Here is an 18,292-nt window from a genome sequence, read left to right on the forward strand (position 1 = left end):
AATAGTGGAGCAAGTCTTTTGTCAAAGGAGAGCTCAATGATCTGTTGTCAGGGATATCATTATCCTGTAATGTCCTAATGATAGAACAATAGGTTTTAAGTTGATGCGGCACCTAAAAGAACTTAAAAGCAAAACAATAAAATTGTCAGGAGAACGCTTTGAATACCGATACGCTACCTAAGCAAGATATGTTGACTGCCATGATTTCAATCTTAGGCAAAGACAATGTGTTAACCGATGATTACTCTACTAGTTTGTACGCCCAAGACGTATTCACCAAAGATATTCCAGCCACCGTGGTTGTCAGCCCAGGTGACAAACATGAGTTATCGGATGTATTAAAAATAGCGACAGAATTCGAGATGAATGTGGTCCCTCGAGGGGGCGGTATGTCATATACCAAGGGCTATGTACCGGCCAAAACTCAAAGCGTTATGATAGATCTTGGCCGCATGAATCGCGTTTTAGAAATAAACACCCAAGATATGTACGTCACCGTAGAAAGCGGCTGCACCTGGAAAAAACTACACGAAGCGCTTAAAGCTCAAGGTGTACGAACGCCTTACTGGGGAACACTGTCAGGCAGCAAAGCGACTGTAGGGGGCGGTTTATCGCAGAATTCGATTTTTTGGGGTTCTGGTCAATTTGGTACTGCGGTTGATTCTGTTATCGGGCTCGAAGTGGCATTGGCTGATGGAACATTAGTGACCACAGGCTCTGGGGCGCAAGTTAATGGCAGTCCTTTTTTCCGTCACTATGGTCCTGACCTGACTGGCATTTTCACTTGTGATAATGGCGCGTTAGGCTTTAAAGCAACCGCCACATTTCGCCTAATACCTGAATTACCCGCAAAAGGCTTTTTAGCGTTTGATTTCAAACAAGGCGATGATTGCATTGCGGCCATGAGCGAGATTTCTCGCCAAGGATTAGCCATGGAGTGTTTTGGTTTTGACCCTTTTTTACAAGCCCTTCGCTTAAAGCGTGAAAGCTTAGCCAAAGATGTAAAAGCATTGGCAGGCGTGATGAAGTCATCCGGTTCATTTCTTGGCGCACTCAAAGATGGAGCGAAGTTAGCCATGGCGGGGCGAGGCTACATGAAAGATGTGGGTTACTCGGTGCAGATTATTGTTGAAGATCGTATTGATGCCGCCGTTGAGGCGCGTATGAATGACATCCGTGCTATTGCCAAGCAATTTAACGGCAATGAAATTGAAAATAGCATTCCTAAAATTACGCGTTCTAATCCATTTGGGCCAGTCAACAATATGCTTGGGCCCCAAGGCGAACGCTGGGTGCCAGTGCATGGTTTGTTTCCGCATTCTAAAATTAAGCAGGCTCATGATGGGGTGGAAGCCATTTTTGCCGAGCATGCCGCTGATATAGAAAAGTTTGATATTGGTGTTGGCTACTTGTTTGCCGTGGTGGCCAATAACTGTTTTGTATTAGAGCCGGTATTCTTTTGGCCCGATGCCTACACCGAAATTCACGAGAAAAGTGTTGAGCCTGACTACTTGGCAAAAGTGGGTAAACACGACGAAAACCTGCCAGCCAGAGCCAAGGTACATCAAATTCGTACTGAACTAAGCAGTTTCTTTAAAGAGCTTGGTGGCGTGCATTTGCAAATAGGCAAAACGTATCAGTTTAAAGAGGGTATTCAGCCTGATACCTACAAGATGATCCAAGGCATAAAAGCAATGGTCGACCCTGACGGGCGAGTTAATCCTGAAACATTGGGATTAGGGTGAGTTTATGCCGAGTTTTCCAGTATTAAAGCACTACGTTTCGCTAGGTGGTGATGCTCCTTGGCAATTGCACTATCGAAGCCAAGGCGCAAATCATTTACCTGTCATAGTGTTGTTGCACGCATCGCCTATGTCATCTGCCAATATGCTACCGATCATGAATGCCTTGTCGGACTCGTTTAAGGTTATCGCCCTTGACACCCCTGGATACGGCCAGTCTGACCCTTTACCACAGTATAAAGACACTCAATTGCAAGCTGAAAAAGGCGCTAAGCCCGATGCAAGCCTTACTCCATACGTGCAGGCCTTGAACGAATTTATCGATGCCTTAGAGTTAAAGCAGCCCTTGTTATATGGCTCTGCCACCGGAGCACAGATTGCCATTGAGTATGCCAAGGCCCATCCGGATTCAATCAAAGGCATGGTGCTTGAAAATGCGGCTTGGTTTAAAGACGATGAGCGTGAGGCTATATTGGCTGAGTACTTCCCCGATATCAGTCCGCAAAAAGATGGTTCTCATTTGGCATTGGTTTGGAAAATGTCGAGTCAGTTATTTCACTACTTCCCCTGGTTTGATACCTCTGAAAGCGCTCGGGTCGGTAGTATTGATATGCCGGCTCACGTCATTCAAGACACCCTTATGGGCTATTTAACCGCAGGTGAAAACTACCATTTAGCCTATCGTGCTGCGTTTATGAATGAGCGACCAGAGCAACTGCAGCCGGTCACAGTGCCAACACATATATTGCGCTGGCCAACTAGCTTACTTAAACAATATGTAGACAGACTAGACGATGCAAATTTGCCGCCAAATATTCAAATGCGTTTCGCACCAGCAGGGATCGAAGGGCGCTTTACCGCACTAAAGCAATCCATGCTTAGTCTTAGCAATTCATCGGATGAGTAACATTATGGACAAAACCTTATTTGAAAAAATCTGGCAGCATCATCTTGTTCAAGAGCTCGACGATGGCGCAGCCTTAATCTACATCGACCGAGTGTTTTTGCACGAACGCACAGGCTCTATTGCCTTGAAAAGTTTAGAAGCCGATAAACGAAAAGTGGTTTCGCCTGAGCATGTATTTTGTACCATGGATCACATTGTTGACACTGTTATAGGCAGGGGAGATAACACCAAGGTACCCAGCGGAAAAAACTTTATTTTGGCCACTCGTGATGCGTGTATTGATGCCAGAATAAAATTGTTTGACGTCAATGATCCACAACAAGGGATTGTACATGTTGTGTCACCGGAACTAGGCATAGTGCAACCGGGCGCAACCTTGGTTTGCCCCGACAGCCATACGTGCTCTCAAGGGGCATTAGGGGCATTAGCATGGGGGATTGGCTCCAGCGAGGCTGAACATGCATTGGCAACGAAGACCTTACGCGTCAGTAAACCTAAAACCATGAAGGTTAATTTTAACGGTCAGCTTGGTTTTGGGGTCACTGCCAAAGACATGATCTTGCATTTGATTGGCAAATACAGCGCTGCGGGTGGGGCAGGTTACGTCATCGAGTTTGGCGGAACGGCGGTGGATGCTCTTGATATCGAAGGCCGTTTGACTTTATGCAATATGGCGGTCGAATTTTCGGCATTTACCGGTTTGGTTGCTCCTGACGATAAAGCAATTGCCTATCTTAAGGGGCGTGAATACACACCAAAAGGGGCGTTATGGCAGCAGGCTGTTGCTTTTTGGCAGTCGTTATACAGTGATGAACACGCGCAGTTTGATAAAACGATTGAGATAGACTGCGCTGATATCAGCCCGACGATTACTTGGGGTAACAGCCCCCAGCACGCTTGCGCCGTGGACTCGGTCGTGCCTTTTGCCCCCGCTGATGCCACGCAGAATCAACTTCAAGCGTTAAATCGAGCTTATGAGTATATGGATTTGCCAGCAGGTAGTGCATTAAAAGGGTTGCCAATAGGGGCGGCTTTTATAGGCTCGTGTACCAATAGCCGTATATCGGATTTACGTTTGGCCGCAAAAGTTCTAAAAGGCCGAAAAGTCGCAGAAAACGTTAACGCGATTTGCGTACCAGGCTCAACCACAGTTAAGCGCCAAGCAGAAGCGGAAGGCCTAGATAAAATATTTATTGCGGCTGGGTTTGAATGGCGTGAAGCAGGCTGCTCTATGTGCTTCTTTGCCGGTGGTGAAAGTTTTGGTTATCGCCAGCGGGTTGTGACCAGTACCAACCGTAATTTTGAGAGTAGACAAGGGCCAGAAACGCGCTCGCATCTTGCTAGCCCTGCTACAGTTGCCGCTTGTGCTATCGCAGGATGTATCGCTGATGTGAGGGAGTATTTGTAATGGAAAAATTTACCGTTCATCAAGGGGTAGCTGCCCCGATGCTACAAATTAATATCGACACTGATGCCATCATACCGTCACGGGAAATGAAACTCGTGTCTAAACAAGGTTTAGGCGAGGGCCTATTTGCAGGCTGGCGCTACACATTACCTAATGGCCGCGAGCCGAATGAAGATTTTGTGCTTAACCAGGCGCAATATAAAAATAGCAGCATTTTATTAGCGGGTGATAATTTTGGTTGTGGCTCGTCTCGTGAGCACGCAGTGTGGGCGTTAAAGGAGTATGGGATCAAAGCGATCATCGCCCCAGGTTTTGGTTCAATTTTCTATCATAACTGCATCAGAAATGGCATTTTGCCTGTGGTACTTGGTAATGATGAAGTACTCGCACTAGCCAACCATGTTGAGAAAGACCCGCAAACGTGCCAGGTTAATATCAACTTACTGGAATGCTACGTATGTGCGTATAACACCGATCATCAAAGCACAGAGCTTGAGGCAACTGACTCAGTTAATGAAACGCTGCGTTTTAGCTTTTCAATTTTACCCGCCCAGCAGGAAATGTTACTCGAAGGGTTAGATGGCATTGCATTAACGTTGAAATCAAAGTCAAACATAGCGAGTTTTAAACAGGCTTATCAGCGTCAGTATCCGTGGTTGGCCTGACATAGTGTTCTAGCGCACGGTTTTCCTGAGTATTACTGATAACTGAAGATAAACTCTGCTGGGCTCTAAATACCGACTATATTCACATCAAAGGCAGCTTGAAACACTTAGGAGCAGATCTTAAACGTGTAGATATGTACTCCACTTTGGAAAAAGTCGACTATTTGGCAGCCCATGCCGCCAGATACAGGAAAAGATGCGCCGCTACCTTTTCCACCACTACCTTTTCCACCACTACCTTCTCCACCACCTGCACCGCCACTCCCGCCTACTGATGAGGTTTTAACTGTTAATAATCCCATATTCACAGCTTCCTCTAATTTTGTTTCAACACATTCGTTATCTATCGGGACAGGACCATTTTCTCCTCTCAATCTAGATAAGGTAAATCCAGCAACCCTAGAACTATCACTTAAATTAAAATCTGTGATTGGAATATTGTTTGCGTCATACCCAAGAACATCGACGGTGAAAAGTAAATAATCCTGCAATGAAGTATTCCTCTCAGACTCATCAAATGACACTACAAAAGACGGATTTCTACTACTGGCTTTGTCAATGATACTTAAGCCAATTCCCATAAAATTTAGGGAGTAGGTATTATTTTTTTTAATCGGGTGAAGATTAGTATCGTTGTTTTTACTTGACAAATTTGTTGCTATTTCAAGTCTTGCTGAGTCTTCTAGATTTTGCATTGCAGATGCATCTGTAATAGTACTTAGTGCTGTCTGCGTGGGGCAATTTGTCGTTTTAGCTTGGACGTAAATAGAAGAAGTGTTATTGACGTTATTTATTGAACCATTGAGGTGAGAAATGTTACTTGAACTAGAGGTAATAGCGGAACCTAAATCTCTGTAGAATTTAGTTAAAACCGCAAACCCTTTTTCCATATTATCATTGAGTGCAATTCTATCTGCGTTAACATTCCATGGTGCATCTGGTTCATGATAAACGTTATACCGATAGGGTTTGCCGCTGTCTCTATCAACGAGAGTGACTATTTTATTTCTCGATGAACAGGTTTTCTGGGGACCAAAATCTTGGTCACAGATAAGCCTATTAGCCTTAGATGTAGCAAAAGCTTTGGCTTTACTTGGGCCTGAACAGTCTATACATAGCAAGGCAGAATTTGCGAATACTGGTGGTGTTGCAATTAGTGTACTTAAAAAAGCGAGTACTTTTTTCATTATTTAATCCATTAATATTAGTAGATAACACTTCTCAAGAATCTATTGACGTTTAGATCCCTTTAAGTTTCGAGACGGTTTAAAAAATTACCATTTTTATGCTGTTCTGTCTTGCTCGGTTTAGAAAACGTAAATTTTAACGAATATCGAATTGAAGTTAGTAATAACGCGTTTTCAACCGGCGTAATGTCAAAGTTGATAATGAATAAGCAGCACATGACCAAAAGACTGGTTCTTTATTTATGCGTATAAAAAAGCCGCAGATTACGTTATTCAGTAACTGCGGCTTTGGTCCTGGGACTGTGCGTTAAATGCTATAGCTGTTGCGGTGTTAGGCGCTTATTACACCGAGGGAAAGTAGTTTTTCAATATCGTCATCGCCAAAGCCTGCGTCTTTTAAAGTCGCTACTGAATTTCCTTTATCGGTGGGAATGTCGTGGCGCAGAGGCATACGTTCATTATTCATCTCCAGAGGTAATCCCGGCAGTTTAGTTTTGACTCCATCTGGCAGAGTGACATCAACCAATCCACCTGCATTTAAATGCGGATCTTCAAATAAATCAGAAGGTTTGTTGATAGGGGCGAACGGCAAACCAGATTTTTCTAATTTCGCCATAAGTTCAGTTTTACTAAGTGTGGCAAACACCGCATTTATTACCGGTAAAATACGCTCTCGTTGAGCGACACGACCATTGTTCTGAGCGAGACTTTGATCTTTTGCGAACTCGATCAGATCAAACGCTTCACAGAAAATTCGCCACTGGGTATCACTGACCACGCCGATAAAAACTTGTTCGTTATTAGCACATTGAAATATATCGTACACTGCCCACGCGGAGCGGCGCACAGACATGGGAGGCGGTGCTTCGCCTGTTACGGCCTGTTGTGCCATGTGTTGCCCAACCATAAATGCAGTGGTTTCATACAGTGAACAAGTAACGTTCTTACCTTCATGGGTATGGTGGCGCTCTTCAAGGGCGGCCAAAATACCAATGACACCAAACATGCCCCCTGTGATATCAATGACCGAAGAGCCTGCACGCATCGGTTTATCGGGAAGACCTGTCATATACGCTAGGCCGCCCATCATCTGGGTAACTTCATCTAGCGCGGTGCGATGGGCATAAGGGCCACTTAAAAAGCCTTTAAGAGAACAGTAAATCAGGCGTGGGTTAATTGTTTTTAGTTGCTCATACCCAAGGCCTAATTTGTCCATTGCGCCAGGGCGAAAATTCTCGAGTAAAATGTCAGCTTCTTTGAGTAATGATAGAGCGACGTCTTTTCCTTCGGCAGATTTTATGTCCAAGCAGACGCTCTGTTTATTGCGGTTGTACATGGAAAAATACCCCGCACCTGAGCCTTTCAAACGTCTAGTGTTGTCGCCTCCTAATGGTTCAACTTTAATTACTTGCGCACCCAAGTCGGCCAAAATAACCCCTGCGGTAGGCCCCATAACCATGTGCGTAAACTCAACTACTTTAATGCCCGATAGCGGCAATCGTCCTGAATTTGGCATAACTGAATTTGTCATCGTTAGTATTCCCAGATTTATTGATAACGCACGATGTCTTTTTCAAGAAGGCGTACTTCATTGCAAAAAAGACTACTTTTTGTCTGTATGATATAATATTATAACAATAGAGTTTGAATGTAAAAGTAGCAGATTAACATTTGTCAATTTCGCTGCACCAACGCGATGCAGAGCCATTGCAAAAGGGCGTCTAAGCAACGTATTTTAATTTTGCTCGTTCTACTTTTTGCTTTGCTTCTTACCTTGGTGCGCTAGAGCGTAAGACGTTTACATAGGAAAGTAGGATCTCATTATTCAACCTTGGTGCTTTTAAGCCTTATCAGTTCAAGGTTCAAAATTGGAAAACATATGGCAACGTTTGATATCGAAATCAGTGAAGTGGGGCCAAGAGATGGCCTGCAAAGTATTAGCACTATTATGCCAACGGCTGACAAACTAGCCTGGATTGACGCGCTAGCGGCAGCTGGCGTACCTGAAATTGAAGTGGGCTCGTTTGTACCAGCTAAAGTGCTTCCTCAACTTGCGGATACCGCTGAGGTGGCCAAATATGCGCGGGAAATCGCTGGGCTGAATGTCGCTGTGTTAGTGCCGAACTATCGAGGCGCACAGAACGCCATTGAGGTAAGGCCTACCAAAATGAGTATTCCTCTGTCAGTCAGTGAAACACACAGCTTACGTAACGTTAAACGTAACCATCAGCAGGTACTTGAAGAGGTAAAACGCATTGCTGAACTGGTGAAAAGCTTACCGAAAGAGCAACGTCCGAAATTTGAAGGTGGGTTATCTACCGCCTTTGGCTGCACCATAGAAGGCGTGGTGAGTGAAGACAAAGTCGTCGAGTTAGCCATTGCATTAATGGAGGCTGGTTGTGATGAAGTGGGATTATCAGACACCACAGGATACGCCAACCCGGCGCAAGTACAGCGTCTAGTAAAGAAAGTATGGGCCGCTATAGGCAAAGAAAACCTGACGGGTATTCATCTTCACAATACGCGCGGCCAAGGATTAGCAAATGCACTGGCAGCGGTTGAAGTCGGCATCACCACAGTCGATTCATCAATGGGGGGCATTGGTGGTTGCCCTGCAGCGCCTGGGGCGAGTGGCAATATCGTCACTGAAGATTTAGTTTTCATGCTCGAAGCCATGGGACTAAAAACCGGTATTGATTTTGACGGTTTATTTGCTGCACGAAAAATATTAGCGAATGCATTACCGAACGAGCCTCTGTACGGATTTACCCCTGATGCAGGCCTGCCAAAAGGCTTTCAACGTGCAGTGTAAACAAGTGAGTCCACTACATAAGTTGAGTAAGTATATTCAAACCGGAGAACAATAATATGTCACGTTTATCAGCCTTATCGATTGACGCGCTACCTGATGACCTAAAAGCCACTATGATGGCAGGTGAGAACATAATGGGGTTTACCCCCAACGACGGTTTAATCATGGCTCGCGCCCCTGAAATGCTGAATGCCTTTTTAGGCTTAGTACAGTCAATTTATCAGCCTAGCGCACTGGATAATGACTTGAAAAAGCTGCTGGGTTTAATGACCAGTAGCGCAAGTGGCTGCCAGTACTGTCAGGCGCATACTCAATATGGGGCGTTAAAACATGGTATTACCGAGCAAAAAATAGCCGCTATTTGGGAATATCAAACCAGTGACTTGTTCAGCCCAGCTGAGCGCGAAGCGCTCGATGTAGCCCGTAATGCTGCCTTAGTGCCAAATGCAGTGACCGATGAACAGTTTGAACGGCTTAAATCGCATTTTAGCGAAGTGCAGATAGTAGAAATAGTTGGCGTGATTTCATTGTTCGGCTTTTTGAATCGCTGGAATGCCACGTTTAAAACCGATATTGAAGCGGCTCCAGCGATGGCCAGCGCAAAATTTACTAGCGTTGTTTAACACGATAAATAACAGCGCGAGCATAGTTCTTGAAATTAGGTCATTCGAATAATAATTACCGTTGTGTCACGGTGAAAATAATGGGGGAATTAAATGCAGTTAATCAACCTTGATCATTCACCATACGCTACGCGTGTGCGCATATTGATCCGCAAAAAGCAGTTAGATATTGCGATAGTGGCTCCCACTTTAGCCTTGAAAACGCCAGAATTTTTGGCTGCTTACCCTCTTGGTAAAATACCCTTGCTTGGGCTAGATAACGGGCAATATCTACCAGAATCGATAGCCATAATGGAATATCTAGAGGATGCTTATCCAACACTAACATTTAGACCTAATGACCCGCTAGCAACGGCTCAATCTCGCGTATTGGCTAGCTTTACGGATACGCATTTAGCGCCTGCTTTGTTGCCGTATTTTAAGGCGATGATGTTGCCGGAATTTACCTTTGATGAAAACGCACAATATGACGTGGTAAGAGCCACGCTTGAAAAGCTCGATCAGTGGCTTGCAACAAATGCCGACATGGGAAGCCAGGCGCTCTCCTTGGGCGACATTGTGCTGGCCCCTACATTCTGGTGGGTTGATGTCACCGTAGGCGCAAAGGCAAAGAGCGAGATAACCAACGGATTGCATAGCCTAAACCAATGGTGGGACTGGGTGCGCAGTGACGCTGATGTTCAAAACGGACTTAGTGAAATGGCCAGTGCTTTTGCGGCTTTTCAACGCCAACAAGCGTGATACACCACACTAACAATAAACAAACGCGGAAAATTAAACATGAAAGAAAATATTCAGGTACAGCTCGCTTCAACACCAGAGTCACAACCGCAGCCGCAACACTTTAGTGTTGTCAAAGGCGACATGCCCAAAGCGCAAGATAAACAAATTCTATGTGAAACTTTGTATTTGTCACTCGACCCCTATATGCGCAGTCAAATTGCTGGCCGTCATATGTCTGGCTCGGTTAACCCTGGTGATGTTATGCGCGGTGAAACCGTGAGTAAAGTCGTTGAATCTCATCATTCTGATTTTCAAGAGGGGGATTTAGTGCGCTGCTTTGGGGGTTGGCAAAACTACTCGGTGCATGATGGCGATAGTGTTTTTAAAATTCAAAAAGAAATTGCTAACCCATCGTATGCCTTGTCAGCCCTCGGCATGCCGGGCCTAACGGCGTACGCGGGTATGATTTGGCAAGCTCAACCGAAAGCGGGTGATGTGGTAGTCCTTCCAGCGGCAATCGGCGGTGTAGGATCAGTCGCTGGGCAGTTAGCAAAAATACACGGCTGTACCGTTATCGGTATTGCTGGTACAGACGAAAAGTGTGATTACGCTGTAAAAAACCTTGGTTACGACGCCTGTATTAATCGTAAAAAAGGTGACTTGGGTCAGCAGCTTGATGAGTTGTGCCCGAACGGTATTGACATCTTTTTTGATTTAGTTGGCGGCGATATGCTGAATACTGTTTCTGAAAGATTGGCCGTTGGTGCCCGAGTGATATTGTGTGGCCTAATGGCCGACTATAACAAAACGACGCGCAGTATGGGGCCGCCTCCTGCTATGTGGATAAAAGCCCGTGCTATCGTTTATGGCTTGGTGGTGTATGATTTTGAGCCACGCCGAGATGAGTTTGTCGATGCCTGCGTAAACTACATAAAAGAAGGGAAACTAACAGTGCGCGAAGATGTTGCCAATGGGTTGGTTGAAGCGCCTGAAGCATTCTGTCGTTTGATGCGCGGCGAAAATATGGGCAAATCAGTGGTCAAGATTTAGCCCGGTCAGCTTGCCATCATGCCTTGTGCTTTATTGACCGCGCTTGCGGCGGTGAACAAAAAAGAGATCTGATAGCGTTTTAACGAAAAATAAACGTATCAGATCCCTTCAGCCTTTTAAGTACTCTTATAAAGTGCTTAATTCAAACGATTTAGCTTGCTTCGCGCTTTGCGTGTACGAAAAGCCATAAATGCAAATCCAGCGAATAAAATGCCTAACGCGCTAGGCTCTGGTACTGCATTTGGGTTATTCACTGTGATGCGCGCACTGTTAAAGTCAACATCTGTAATCTCATTGCCGTCTTGGTCGCCGAGTAACACTGAATCAAAGGCCACCGAGCTGCTACCATAGTTTGTGCCGGTAAACTCGATAGTGAACAGTAGAAATTCACTGGCTTGGTTGTCAATCAAGTATTGTGCTTCTTCTAGAGATGACTCGAGAACGGCATGTAGGTTAGCACCAGATGAGAATTCATCTTGAAAACTAAACCCTAGCTCTGTACCGAAGATGATATTGCTTACCGACAAAATAGAGTCGTTGAAAGCAAGCTCAAAATCAAACGCACCTAAATACTGATCGGTCGCAAAATCAGAAATGGATACATCAATGCTAGCGGTATCACCGAGCTCAATGGTTTGTGAACTTGGCGTCATGGTGATTAACGCGGCATTTGCAGATTGTGCCACAAGACCTAGTGCAATTAGGGCATAGCAAGCGTACTTAACTTTATTTAACATGTTTCATTCCTCTTGAGTTAACCTTCTTTACTTTTTAATGCAGCAATTTCTACAGAACAGCACAACGATTTTGCGTACATTGAATGGCGCATTGTCTGAAGTCTAGGGTATTGATCACGCCATTTCCGTCGTTATCACGCAGATCGCCAGGTAAAGCCGACATGTTGCGGGCAGCACGGATCATCATTAAATCATCCATATCAACGTTCATATCGCCGTCTATGTCACAGGCCATGGCCTCTTCATCGGTGAATTCAATTTCTAATGCACAAGTATTACCCGCACCATCGACCCCTTCAATGCTCGCTGAACCAGGCTGGGATCCATCGATTCTTGTAGCACTGACGCTGACACTGCCATCGCCTGCGGCAAATGGGCTTACTGATATACTGACGTTGGTTGAAGACAATGTATTGACGAAAAATACCCCAGTATCGGCATCTAATACCCCGTTATTGTTGGCATCTTCGCCTGGATCTAACTGGCCGTTATTATTAAGATCTTCATCATTGGTATTGTCACTCACGCTGCCACTGGCCATATCGCCATTCATGGTCACAGAGCACACTGGTGGGAATGGGTCACCCTGAGAATTAATAAAGCCAAATAAAGCACCACCTGGATAAATATACGAATCAAATCCATTGTACCCCTCGACCGTAATGCCGTGCGGATTAAGAGACGAAGTCGTGTGAGTACCTTGGGTTAATTCAATCACTGCAGAGGAAAACGGTATATCGTCAAAGGGGGTGAAGTCGCCAGCGGGCACCGGAACCCCATCAAGTAAGAGCGAACCTACATCAGCATTGGCGGCAATGATGGTGGCAAAATTTTGCACAAATTGCGAATCACCTACAGTCGAAAATGTATAGTCAGTTAAGTATTGCTCTGATGGGATCATATTACCCATTGCAGGGTCGCCTAGTGTTGCACCAGGGGAACTTTGTCCAGGCATATATTGGGTCACGAAGATAGGGTTATCGCCGCTAAACGACAGGTTGCCAGTGAGCAGTGGCGTTTCAATAAACTCGCCGCGATTAATCGTACCTTGAAATATGCCATTTATCTCAACTGACGTATTGTCTTCAGATGCCACTATTCGGTAAATAGTGCCCGATGGGCGATTAGGTAGGTTTGTAGCTGATGCGGTTAAACCCCATGATTGAACAGGTTGAGCCACTTCGTATATGTGGTCGCATGCTGATGTGTTGTTCGGTACATTTGTACATCTATTGCCATTTACTAAACCAACAGGCCTCGTTGCTTCAATAATTGTACCAGTCAACGAACCCGCTGGACCGGTGGTTGCAGACTCGCCATAGTAAATCTCGCCTCTATTAAGCGTGACATCAAAGGGAGTGCTCGCCACATGCCCATTTAAATCGTTGTTTGGGGTTATGGTAACAACTGTGTTGTCTTGGGAAGCATAAACAGCGAACTGTGAACTAAACAATGGGTTATAAGTAGAGACGATATATTGTGTATTCATCGTATCGACGGGCAAGCCTAAAGCAGCATCAGAACTTTGCGCTCTTCTATTAACCGTATAAACCACAAACTCTTCAGTGGCTATCGCGTGTATAGCGTTGTCTCGAATAGTATTAGGTGTCGCGTTTGAAATCGCCGTGATCGGAATAGCAACGACAGTAACGCTACCAGGTACTACATTTTCGACAGTGGTAAAGGTCGGGCTGTTCATTGGGTAGTTGATGGTAACTTGAGTGGCAATATCTCCAGTTAGGTGAATTTCAACGTCTCCTGAGCTATCGAAATTTGGCGTAAAGGCCAAAATAAACTCAGTTCCTTTGTTGTCAATTTGTTGGGCGTTTGCTTGCAGCGCGCTAACGCCGAGTAACCAAGCACACATTACGAGCAAGGTCTTCAGTTGGGACGAATGATTTAGTAGATTTAGGCAACGCATAATTAATTATCCTTAATTATCTTAACGTGTTGAATGTGAGTATTTAAATTATCAGGGCGGCGACCTAGAACATCTAACTACTGAAACAACTAACAACTAAAACATCAAAGATAGGGTTTGCCGAACCGTACAGCTCAAACTCTACTAAGCATTATTTACGCCAAGCGATATTTAAACTATTAAATCATCTACTTAGAGATAGATTCAGTTTAGAAAGTGAGTAAATGTAAAGGAGTTTGACAGGATACGGGTCTATTAGTGGGTTAACGCTGAATTGTTCGAGACTTTTATTTACCACAGTTAAATGGCAGAAAAGGAAGGTGTAGAAGACTTTCGAATACTTACCGCCCACCTATTTTAGAATTATAAATCAATTAGTTACCCGTATTATCATGTGATCTTGATCTTGTTGCTATTACCACTGCGACCGAAAAGTGTACGACAGAAAATGGCATAAATATCGAATTGTACAATTTTTCGACTCCTTGCTCGTTACACCCAAAAGTTCTTAAAACCTCCTTTTAAGGGGCATTTGTTCTAATAGAGAATATTAAAATGGGTGTTAATAATTTACCCGAAAACACTGTGTTGATAATAATTAAATTAATTTTGTTAATTTTATCAAAAGCTTATGCATTTTTTATCATTAAATTTGCGCTCAAACTTTAACCACTTCATGGCTTGACTTTGCTTAATGTTATAATAATATGTCAATAGGCTCATGACAGATTAAAATAATATAAAGGGGACATCTATGAGTAAGTCTATAAAGAAAGGGTACCTTGCAACTGTAATTGCAGCTGTTCTTGCAACGTCGATTTCACCTGTGTTGGCTCAAGTTGCCCCAGAAGAGGAAAATTCGGTTTCAGCCAGTAGCGCTGCTGCAAAAGGTGGCGATGCTTTAAAAGGTGACGACGCTGCAAACGGTGGCGATGATTTAAAAGGTAAAGAGCTGGAAAAAATCGTGGTTACTGCTCAAAGACGTGCACAGTCGATTCAAGAAGTCCCCGTGGCGGTCACCTCTATTGGCGCTGCGGATTTAGAGCTAAAACAAGTCACTAATGTTTTGGACTTACAATATGAAATTCCCAACATCAGCCTAGCCACAAATACCGGTACAGCCAGCGGTGCCAGAATCTTTTTACGCGGGGTAGGAGAGGACGAGTCCCGGGTGTCTGCTGACCCCGCGGTCGGTGTGTACGTCGATGGCGTATATGTTGGCCGTCAAGTAGGTGCTCTATTTGATTTAGTTGATCTAGAGCGAGTGGAAGTGTTGCGCGGCCCGCAAGGGACCTTATATGGGCGAAATTCAAATGGTGGCGCCATTAAACTGATTAGCAAATCGCCTGAACTAAACGAAAATTATGGCTTAGTTAAGGCCACTGTAGGTAGTGACGGCCGCTTAGATGGGCGCTTCACCGGTAACCTCGGTTTATCTGATAGCAGCGCGATACGAGCAACAGTATTAAGCAAATCTCGTGACGGCTTTCATACAGTCAATCCAAATGGTGACTTTGCCGACCAAGCGGGCACCGAAGCGGGCGAAAAAGACACCAAGGCATTGCGCATCGCTTTATACACCGAGTTTAACGAAGATTGGAATATGAATCTTGCGGTTGATTACACCAAAGACGATTCAGACCCCGTACCAGATTCCGTTGCGTTGGCGAATGATGCAGACAACAATTTATTTACTATTGAACCCGTGCCCGGTGTGACATGTTCAGCTGCAACGCCAGCTGCATTTTTGAGCTTAGGGTGTTTCAATGATTATCGCAGTGAAGTGGAAACCAGTGGTTTATCACTAAATGTACAAGGTCAAATTGGTGAGTATGACCTTAGCTTTCTAACGGGTTATCGTCAGATGGAAGATGACCTATCGAGTCGTATTGGTTTTCCATATAGTCAACAGACTGATCAAGATCAGTTCAGCCAAGAGGTCACCTTAACATCCAATTACGAAGGGGCTTTTAACTTTGTCACTGGTGTTTATTACTTCACAGAAGATGTGCAAATGGACTCAATATTTGTATTCCCTTCTGAGTTAGGTGTTGAAACCGATGCCTATGCTGCGTTTTTTCAGAGCACCTATGAGTTCAATGAAACCTTAACTTTGACTACGGGTATTCGCTACACAGATGAAACCAAAGCGATTGACGCTCTAATGCCCGTCAGCGGCGGTAATCGGAATGAGGAGCTCGATTTTAGCAATACCACTTACAATATTGCCTTGAATAATCAATTCTCCGAAGACGTTATGGGGTATGTGTCATACTCAACAGGCTTTAAGAGTGGTGGTTGGTCACCGGATTGCTTCGGTGTTGAAACCGCTTGCTTTTTACCGGTCGACGAAGAAGAACTAGATGCATTTGAAATTGGCGTACGCAGTGATTTGTTGGACAACCGCCTGCGCTTAAACGCCACTTATTTCTATAACAATTACGATAATTTGCAAATTGCTTCCACGGTGCCGGGGTTGGGGTTCACACGCTTTAATGTAGATGAAACCAAGATCAGCGGTATCGAGCTTGAGGCGTTGTTTGAAGTCTCTGAGAGTCTTACAGTCAATGTTACATTCGGTACGATCGACGGTGAGTATAAAGAAATGACACTTGCGCAAGCTGGTGGCCTAACTAACAGCGGGTCAAGCCCTGGTTGTAACGGTGAGGTCTCTATCGAGTGTGCCAAAGCATTGGAGCTTAAAAATGCTCCTGATTATAAAGGCACCATCGGCTTTACCCATAGAATGCCGATTGCGCAGGGCTTACTTACCAGCCGCATTGATTTCTCGTTTGAAGATGATTCTTACAGCTTAGTGGCAAATGCGCCGGCCCACGCTCTTACATCTGTGGGCACTATCATTAACGCACGTATCGCTTACGAGCCTGACAGTGAAAAATGGGCCGTGGCACTATGGGGTAAAAACCTGGGCGATGAAGTGTATGCAAGAGCCGCTGCAGCAGGAGATTTTACTCAGTATGTGGCTGATCCGCTTACCTGGGGGGCCGACTTCGAATATAGATTTTAAAGCTTATATTGCCCCTAGCGCCTTTGGTTGTAGGGGCTTTTCTATCTTTATTTAACACAGCGCTACCCTAGCGGAGTTATCATGCATCAGCCAGTAGTTACGCGACATTTCACTGATGGTCAATTCGGGCAACTTCATTATCGCATGGCTGGTAAGGTTTCATCCAAACCTAGCATAGTGTGTTTGCATATGGTGCCGAAATCTAGCCGTTCATATCAGCATATACTGCCTTTACTTGCACAAGACAGGCTCGTTATTGCTATTGATTACCCAGGTTATGGGGAGTCAGCAGCTCCTTTTGATGAATCACAAGCCAGCATAGAAACGTATGCTCACGCCGTTTGGCAGGTGTTAAAACACCTTGGCGTCACCTATGTTGATTTTGTTGGTTATCACACCGGCTGTATGGTCTCTGTTAGGGCTGCACACCTGTATCCACAGTGGGTCAACAAAGTGATCAATATAGCCGCGCCGGTATTTTTAGAAAGCGAAGTTCAGACGTTTTGTGATATGTACGCTCCTATTCCTCTTGATGAGCAAGGAACGCGTTTTCGTATTATGTGGGAGCGTGTTATTCAGCATCGTGGCCCTGGCATGACGTTACAAATGTGCGCTGCTTCAATGGCAGAAAATTTACGCGCAGGCGAAGCCTATGAATGGGGACACATGGCGGCATTTCATCATGCAGCGCAATATATAGAAGATATTAAGACTCTGCCGCATCGCTTATTCGTGATGAATTTAAATGATGATATGCGGGTTCAAAGTGAACGAGTTGATGCTCACTTAAAAAACGGTTTTCGCAAAGATTATTTTCAGTGGTCAACGGGGTTTTTAGATGCCTTTGCTCAAGATGTCGCCACCGAGTGGCTGGCTTTTTTCGATGATAAAACCCTAAGCTAGCGCCAAGCCAAGCCAAGCCCAAGAAAATCGTCTCTCATCATCATGAAAAAGACATTATGACCCTCAATCAATCAATCAACGAGCGAGAAAGCAATGACATCCATATTAAAGCAGCTTATGCCTGCGGTGCTAGAACACGCAGGCGTGTGGCAAGGCACCTACCGACACATCGACACCAAAGGAAATACCCTTGATTTTCACCACAGCCAAGTCGAATGTGTATTTCCTGACAACGGACCGGTTGTTTATATTCAACGGAATCAATTTAACTGGGATGATGGTCGTCAGTTCAATGTTGCGTTTGATGGCACGATAAAAAACGACAAAATTTATTGGGATACTGATACCTTTAAGGGCTATGGGTGGGTCGCAAGCCCAAACATATTCTTACTTGAGCTTGAGCGTAAAGATGAGCCCGGTGCATGGTTCTATGAAAGCATTGTAATGGGGGCGGACAAAAAGCACCGAGCTCGAACATGGCATTGGTTTAAAGAGGGCGTGTGCTTCAAACGAACCTTGTGTGATGAGCATTTAGTAACCAGTGTTTAGCCAAGGTAACGCGGTTCCCGCTGGTAAATTGCCAACA

Annotated in this window: 15 protein-coding genes; 11 read left to right on the top strand and 4 right to left on the bottom strand. The window is 44.8% G+C overall.

The features are described from left to right. Positions 1–158 precede the first annotated feature (158 nt). The 4 genes from GCHA_RS17640 to leuD are packed head-to-tail and all read left to right on the top strand — an operon-like array spanning position 159 to position 4,722. Positions 159–1,745 (top strand): FAD-binding oxidoreductase, encoded by a 1,587-nt coding sequence (locus GCHA_RS17640; RefSeq protein WP_007990716.1) that lies wholly within the window; start codon positions 159–161, stop codon positions 1,743–1,745. A gap of 4 nt (positions 1,746–1,749) precedes the next feature. Then, a complete protein-coding gene (locus GCHA_RS17645; protein WP_007990717.1) occupies positions 1,750–2,649 on the top strand; it encodes an alpha/beta fold hydrolase in 900 nt (299 codons plus the stop codon). A gap of 4 nt (positions 2,650–2,653) precedes the next feature. Beyond that, complete coding sequence (locus GCHA_RS17650; protein WP_007990718.1) at positions 2,654–4,057, top strand: 3-isopropylmalate dehydratase large subunit; 1,404 nt, start codon at positions 2,654–2,656, stop codon at positions 4,055–4,057. Then, positions 4,057–4,722 (top strand): 3-isopropylmalate dehydratase small subunit, encoded by a 666-nt coding sequence (gene leuD / locus GCHA_RS17655; RefSeq protein WP_007990719.1) that lies wholly within the window; start codon positions 4,057–4,059, stop codon positions 4,720–4,722. The genes GCHA_RS17650 and leuD overlap by 1 nt, the downstream gene beginning before the upstream one ends. Before the next feature lie 107 nt (positions 4,723–4,829). On the opposite strand, the gene GCHA_RS17660 is transcribed toward leuD, so the two are convergent. After that, on the bottom strand, positions 4,830–5,909 hold the full coding sequence (locus tag GCHA_RS17660) for a hypothetical protein (RefSeq protein WP_007990720.1): 1,080 nt from the start codon (positions 5,907–5,909) through the stop codon (positions 4,830–4,832). Between the two features lie 331 nt (positions 5,910–6,240). After that, positions 6,241–7,440: a CaiB/BaiF CoA transferase family protein gene (locus tag GCHA_RS17665; protein WP_039992754.1), complete on the bottom strand. Its 1,200-nt coding sequence runs from the start codon at positions 7,438–7,440 to the stop codon at positions 6,241–6,243. 348 nt (positions 7,441–7,788) lie between these two features. Between GCHA_RS17665 and GCHA_RS17670 the strand changes: the two genes are divergently transcribed. The 4 genes from GCHA_RS17670 to GCHA_RS17685 all read left to right on the top strand — a co-directional run bounded on the left by GCHA_RS17670 (position 7,789) and on the right by GCHA_RS17685 (position 11,117). Then, positions 7,789–8,721 (top strand): hydroxymethylglutaryl-CoA lyase, encoded by a 933-nt coding sequence (locus GCHA_RS17670; protein WP_007990729.1) that lies wholly within the window; start codon positions 7,789–7,791, stop codon positions 8,719–8,721. A gap of 56 nt (positions 8,722–8,777) precedes the next feature. Next, the gene (locus GCHA_RS17675; RefSeq protein ID WP_007990730.1) at positions 8,778–9,344 is read left to right on the top strand and encodes a carboxymuconolactone decarboxylase family protein; all 567 of its coding nucleotides are present in this window, start codon (positions 8,778–8,780) and stop codon (positions 9,342–9,344) included. Positions 9,345–9,437: 93 nt separating this feature from the next. Beyond that, positions 9,438–10,085 carry a glutathione S-transferase family protein gene (locus GCHA_RS17680; RefSeq protein WP_007990732.1) on the top strand — a complete coding sequence of 216 codons (648 nt, stop codon included), beginning with the start codon at positions 9,438–9,440 and terminating at the stop codon, positions 10,083–10,085. A 39-nt stretch (positions 10,086–10,124) separates the two neighbouring features. Next, on the top strand, positions 10,125–11,117 hold the full coding sequence (locus GCHA_RS17685; protein ID WP_007990734.1) for an NADP-dependent oxidoreductase: 993 nt from the start codon (positions 10,125–10,127) through the stop codon (positions 11,115–11,117). Positions 11,118–11,254: 137 nt separating this feature from the next. On the opposite strand, the gene GCHA_RS17690 is transcribed toward GCHA_RS17685, so the two are convergent. After that, positions 11,255–11,854 (bottom strand): PEP-CTERM sorting domain-containing protein, encoded by a 600-nt coding sequence (locus GCHA_RS17690; protein WP_007990736.1) that lies wholly within the window; start codon positions 11,852–11,854, stop codon positions 11,255–11,257. A 49-nt stretch (positions 11,855–11,903) separates the two neighbouring features. Continuing rightward, complete coding sequence (locus GCHA_RS17695; RefSeq protein WP_013753374.1) at positions 11,904–13,775, bottom strand: hypothetical protein; 1,872 nt, start codon at positions 13,773–13,775, stop codon at positions 11,904–11,906. A 754-nt stretch (positions 13,776–14,529) separates the two neighbouring features. Here GCHA_RS17695 and GCHA_RS17700 point away from each other — a divergent pair. The 3 genes from GCHA_RS17700 (at position 14,530) to GCHA_RS17710 (ending at position 18,255) form a co-directional block, all read left to right on the top strand. Further along, the gene (locus GCHA_RS17700) at positions 14,530–16,803 is read left to right on the top strand and encodes a TonB-dependent receptor (RefSeq protein ID WP_007990742.1); all 2,274 of its coding nucleotides are present in this window, start codon (positions 14,530–14,532) and stop codon (positions 16,801–16,803) included. 81 nt (positions 16,804–16,884) lie between these two features. Further along, positions 16,885–17,706: an alpha/beta fold hydrolase gene (locus GCHA_RS17705; protein ID WP_007990745.1), complete on the top strand. Its 822-nt coding sequence runs from the start codon at positions 16,885–16,887 to the stop codon at positions 17,704–17,706. A gap of 93 nt (positions 17,707–17,799) precedes the next feature. Further along, positions 17,800–18,255 (top strand): hypothetical protein, encoded by a 456-nt coding sequence (locus GCHA_RS17710; protein WP_007990747.1) that lies wholly within the window; start codon positions 17,800–17,802, stop codon positions 18,253–18,255. Positions 18,256–18,292: the final 37 nt, after the last annotated feature.

The sequence above is a fragment of the Paraglaciecola chathamensis S18K6 genome, from assembly GCA_000314955.1.
Lineage (GTDB): Bacteria > Pseudomonadota > Gammaproteobacteria > Enterobacterales > Alteromonadaceae > Paraglaciecola > Paraglaciecola chathamensis.

What these genes read in the sequence shown, in the direction of transcription:
- GCHA_RS17645 (WP_007990717.1), top strand. Translation starts at nt 1,750, where the DNA reads ATGCCGAGTTTTCCAGTATTAAAGCACTACGTTTCGCTAGGTGGTGAT.
- GCHA_RS17650 (WP_007990718.1), top strand. Translation starts at nt 2,654, where the DNA reads ATGGACAAAACCTTATTTGAAAAAATCTGGCAGCATCATCTTGTTCAA.
- leuD (WP_007990719.1), top strand. Translation starts at nt 4,057, where the DNA reads ATGGAAAAATTTACCGTTCATCAAGGGGTAGCTGCCCCGATGCTACAA.
- GCHA_RS17660 (WP_007990720.1), bottom strand. Translation starts at nt 5,909, where the DNA reads ATGAAAAAAGTACTCGCTTTTTTAAGTACACTAATTGCAACACCACCA.
- GCHA_RS17665 (WP_039992754.1), bottom strand. Translation starts at nt 7,440, where the DNA reads ATGACAAATTCAGTTATGCCAAATTCAGGACGATTGCCGCTATCGGGC.
- GCHA_RS17670 (WP_007990729.1), top strand. Translation starts at nt 7,789, where the DNA reads ATGGCAACGTTTGATATCGAAATCAGTGAAGTGGGGCCAAGAGATGGC.
- GCHA_RS17675 (WP_007990730.1), top strand. Translation starts at nt 8,778, where the DNA reads ATGTCACGTTTATCAGCCTTATCGATTGACGCGCTACCTGATGACCTA.
- GCHA_RS17680 (WP_007990732.1), top strand. Translation starts at nt 9,438, where the DNA reads ATGCAGTTAATCAACCTTGATCATTCACCATACGCTACGCGTGTGCGC.
- GCHA_RS17685 (WP_007990734.1), top strand. Translation starts at nt 10,125, where the DNA reads ATGAAAGAAAATATTCAGGTACAGCTCGCTTCAACACCAGAGTCACAA.
- GCHA_RS17690 (WP_007990736.1), bottom strand. Translation starts at nt 11,854, where the DNA reads ATGTTAAATAAAGTTAAGTACGCTTGCTATGCCCTAATTGCACTAGGT.
- GCHA_RS17695 (WP_013753374.1), bottom strand. Translation starts at nt 13,775, where the DNA reads ATGCGTTGCCTAAATCTACTAAATCATTCGTCCCAACTGAAGACCTTG.
- GCHA_RS17700 (WP_007990742.1), top strand. Translation starts at nt 14,530, where the DNA reads ATGAGTAAGTCTATAAAGAAAGGGTACCTTGCAACTGTAATTGCAGCT.
- GCHA_RS17705 (WP_007990745.1), top strand. Translation starts at nt 16,885, where the DNA reads ATGCATCAGCCAGTAGTTACGCGACATTTCACTGATGGTCAATTCGGG.
- GCHA_RS17710 (WP_007990747.1), top strand. Translation starts at nt 17,800, where the DNA reads ATGACATCCATATTAAAGCAGCTTATGCCTGCGGTGCTAGAACACGCA.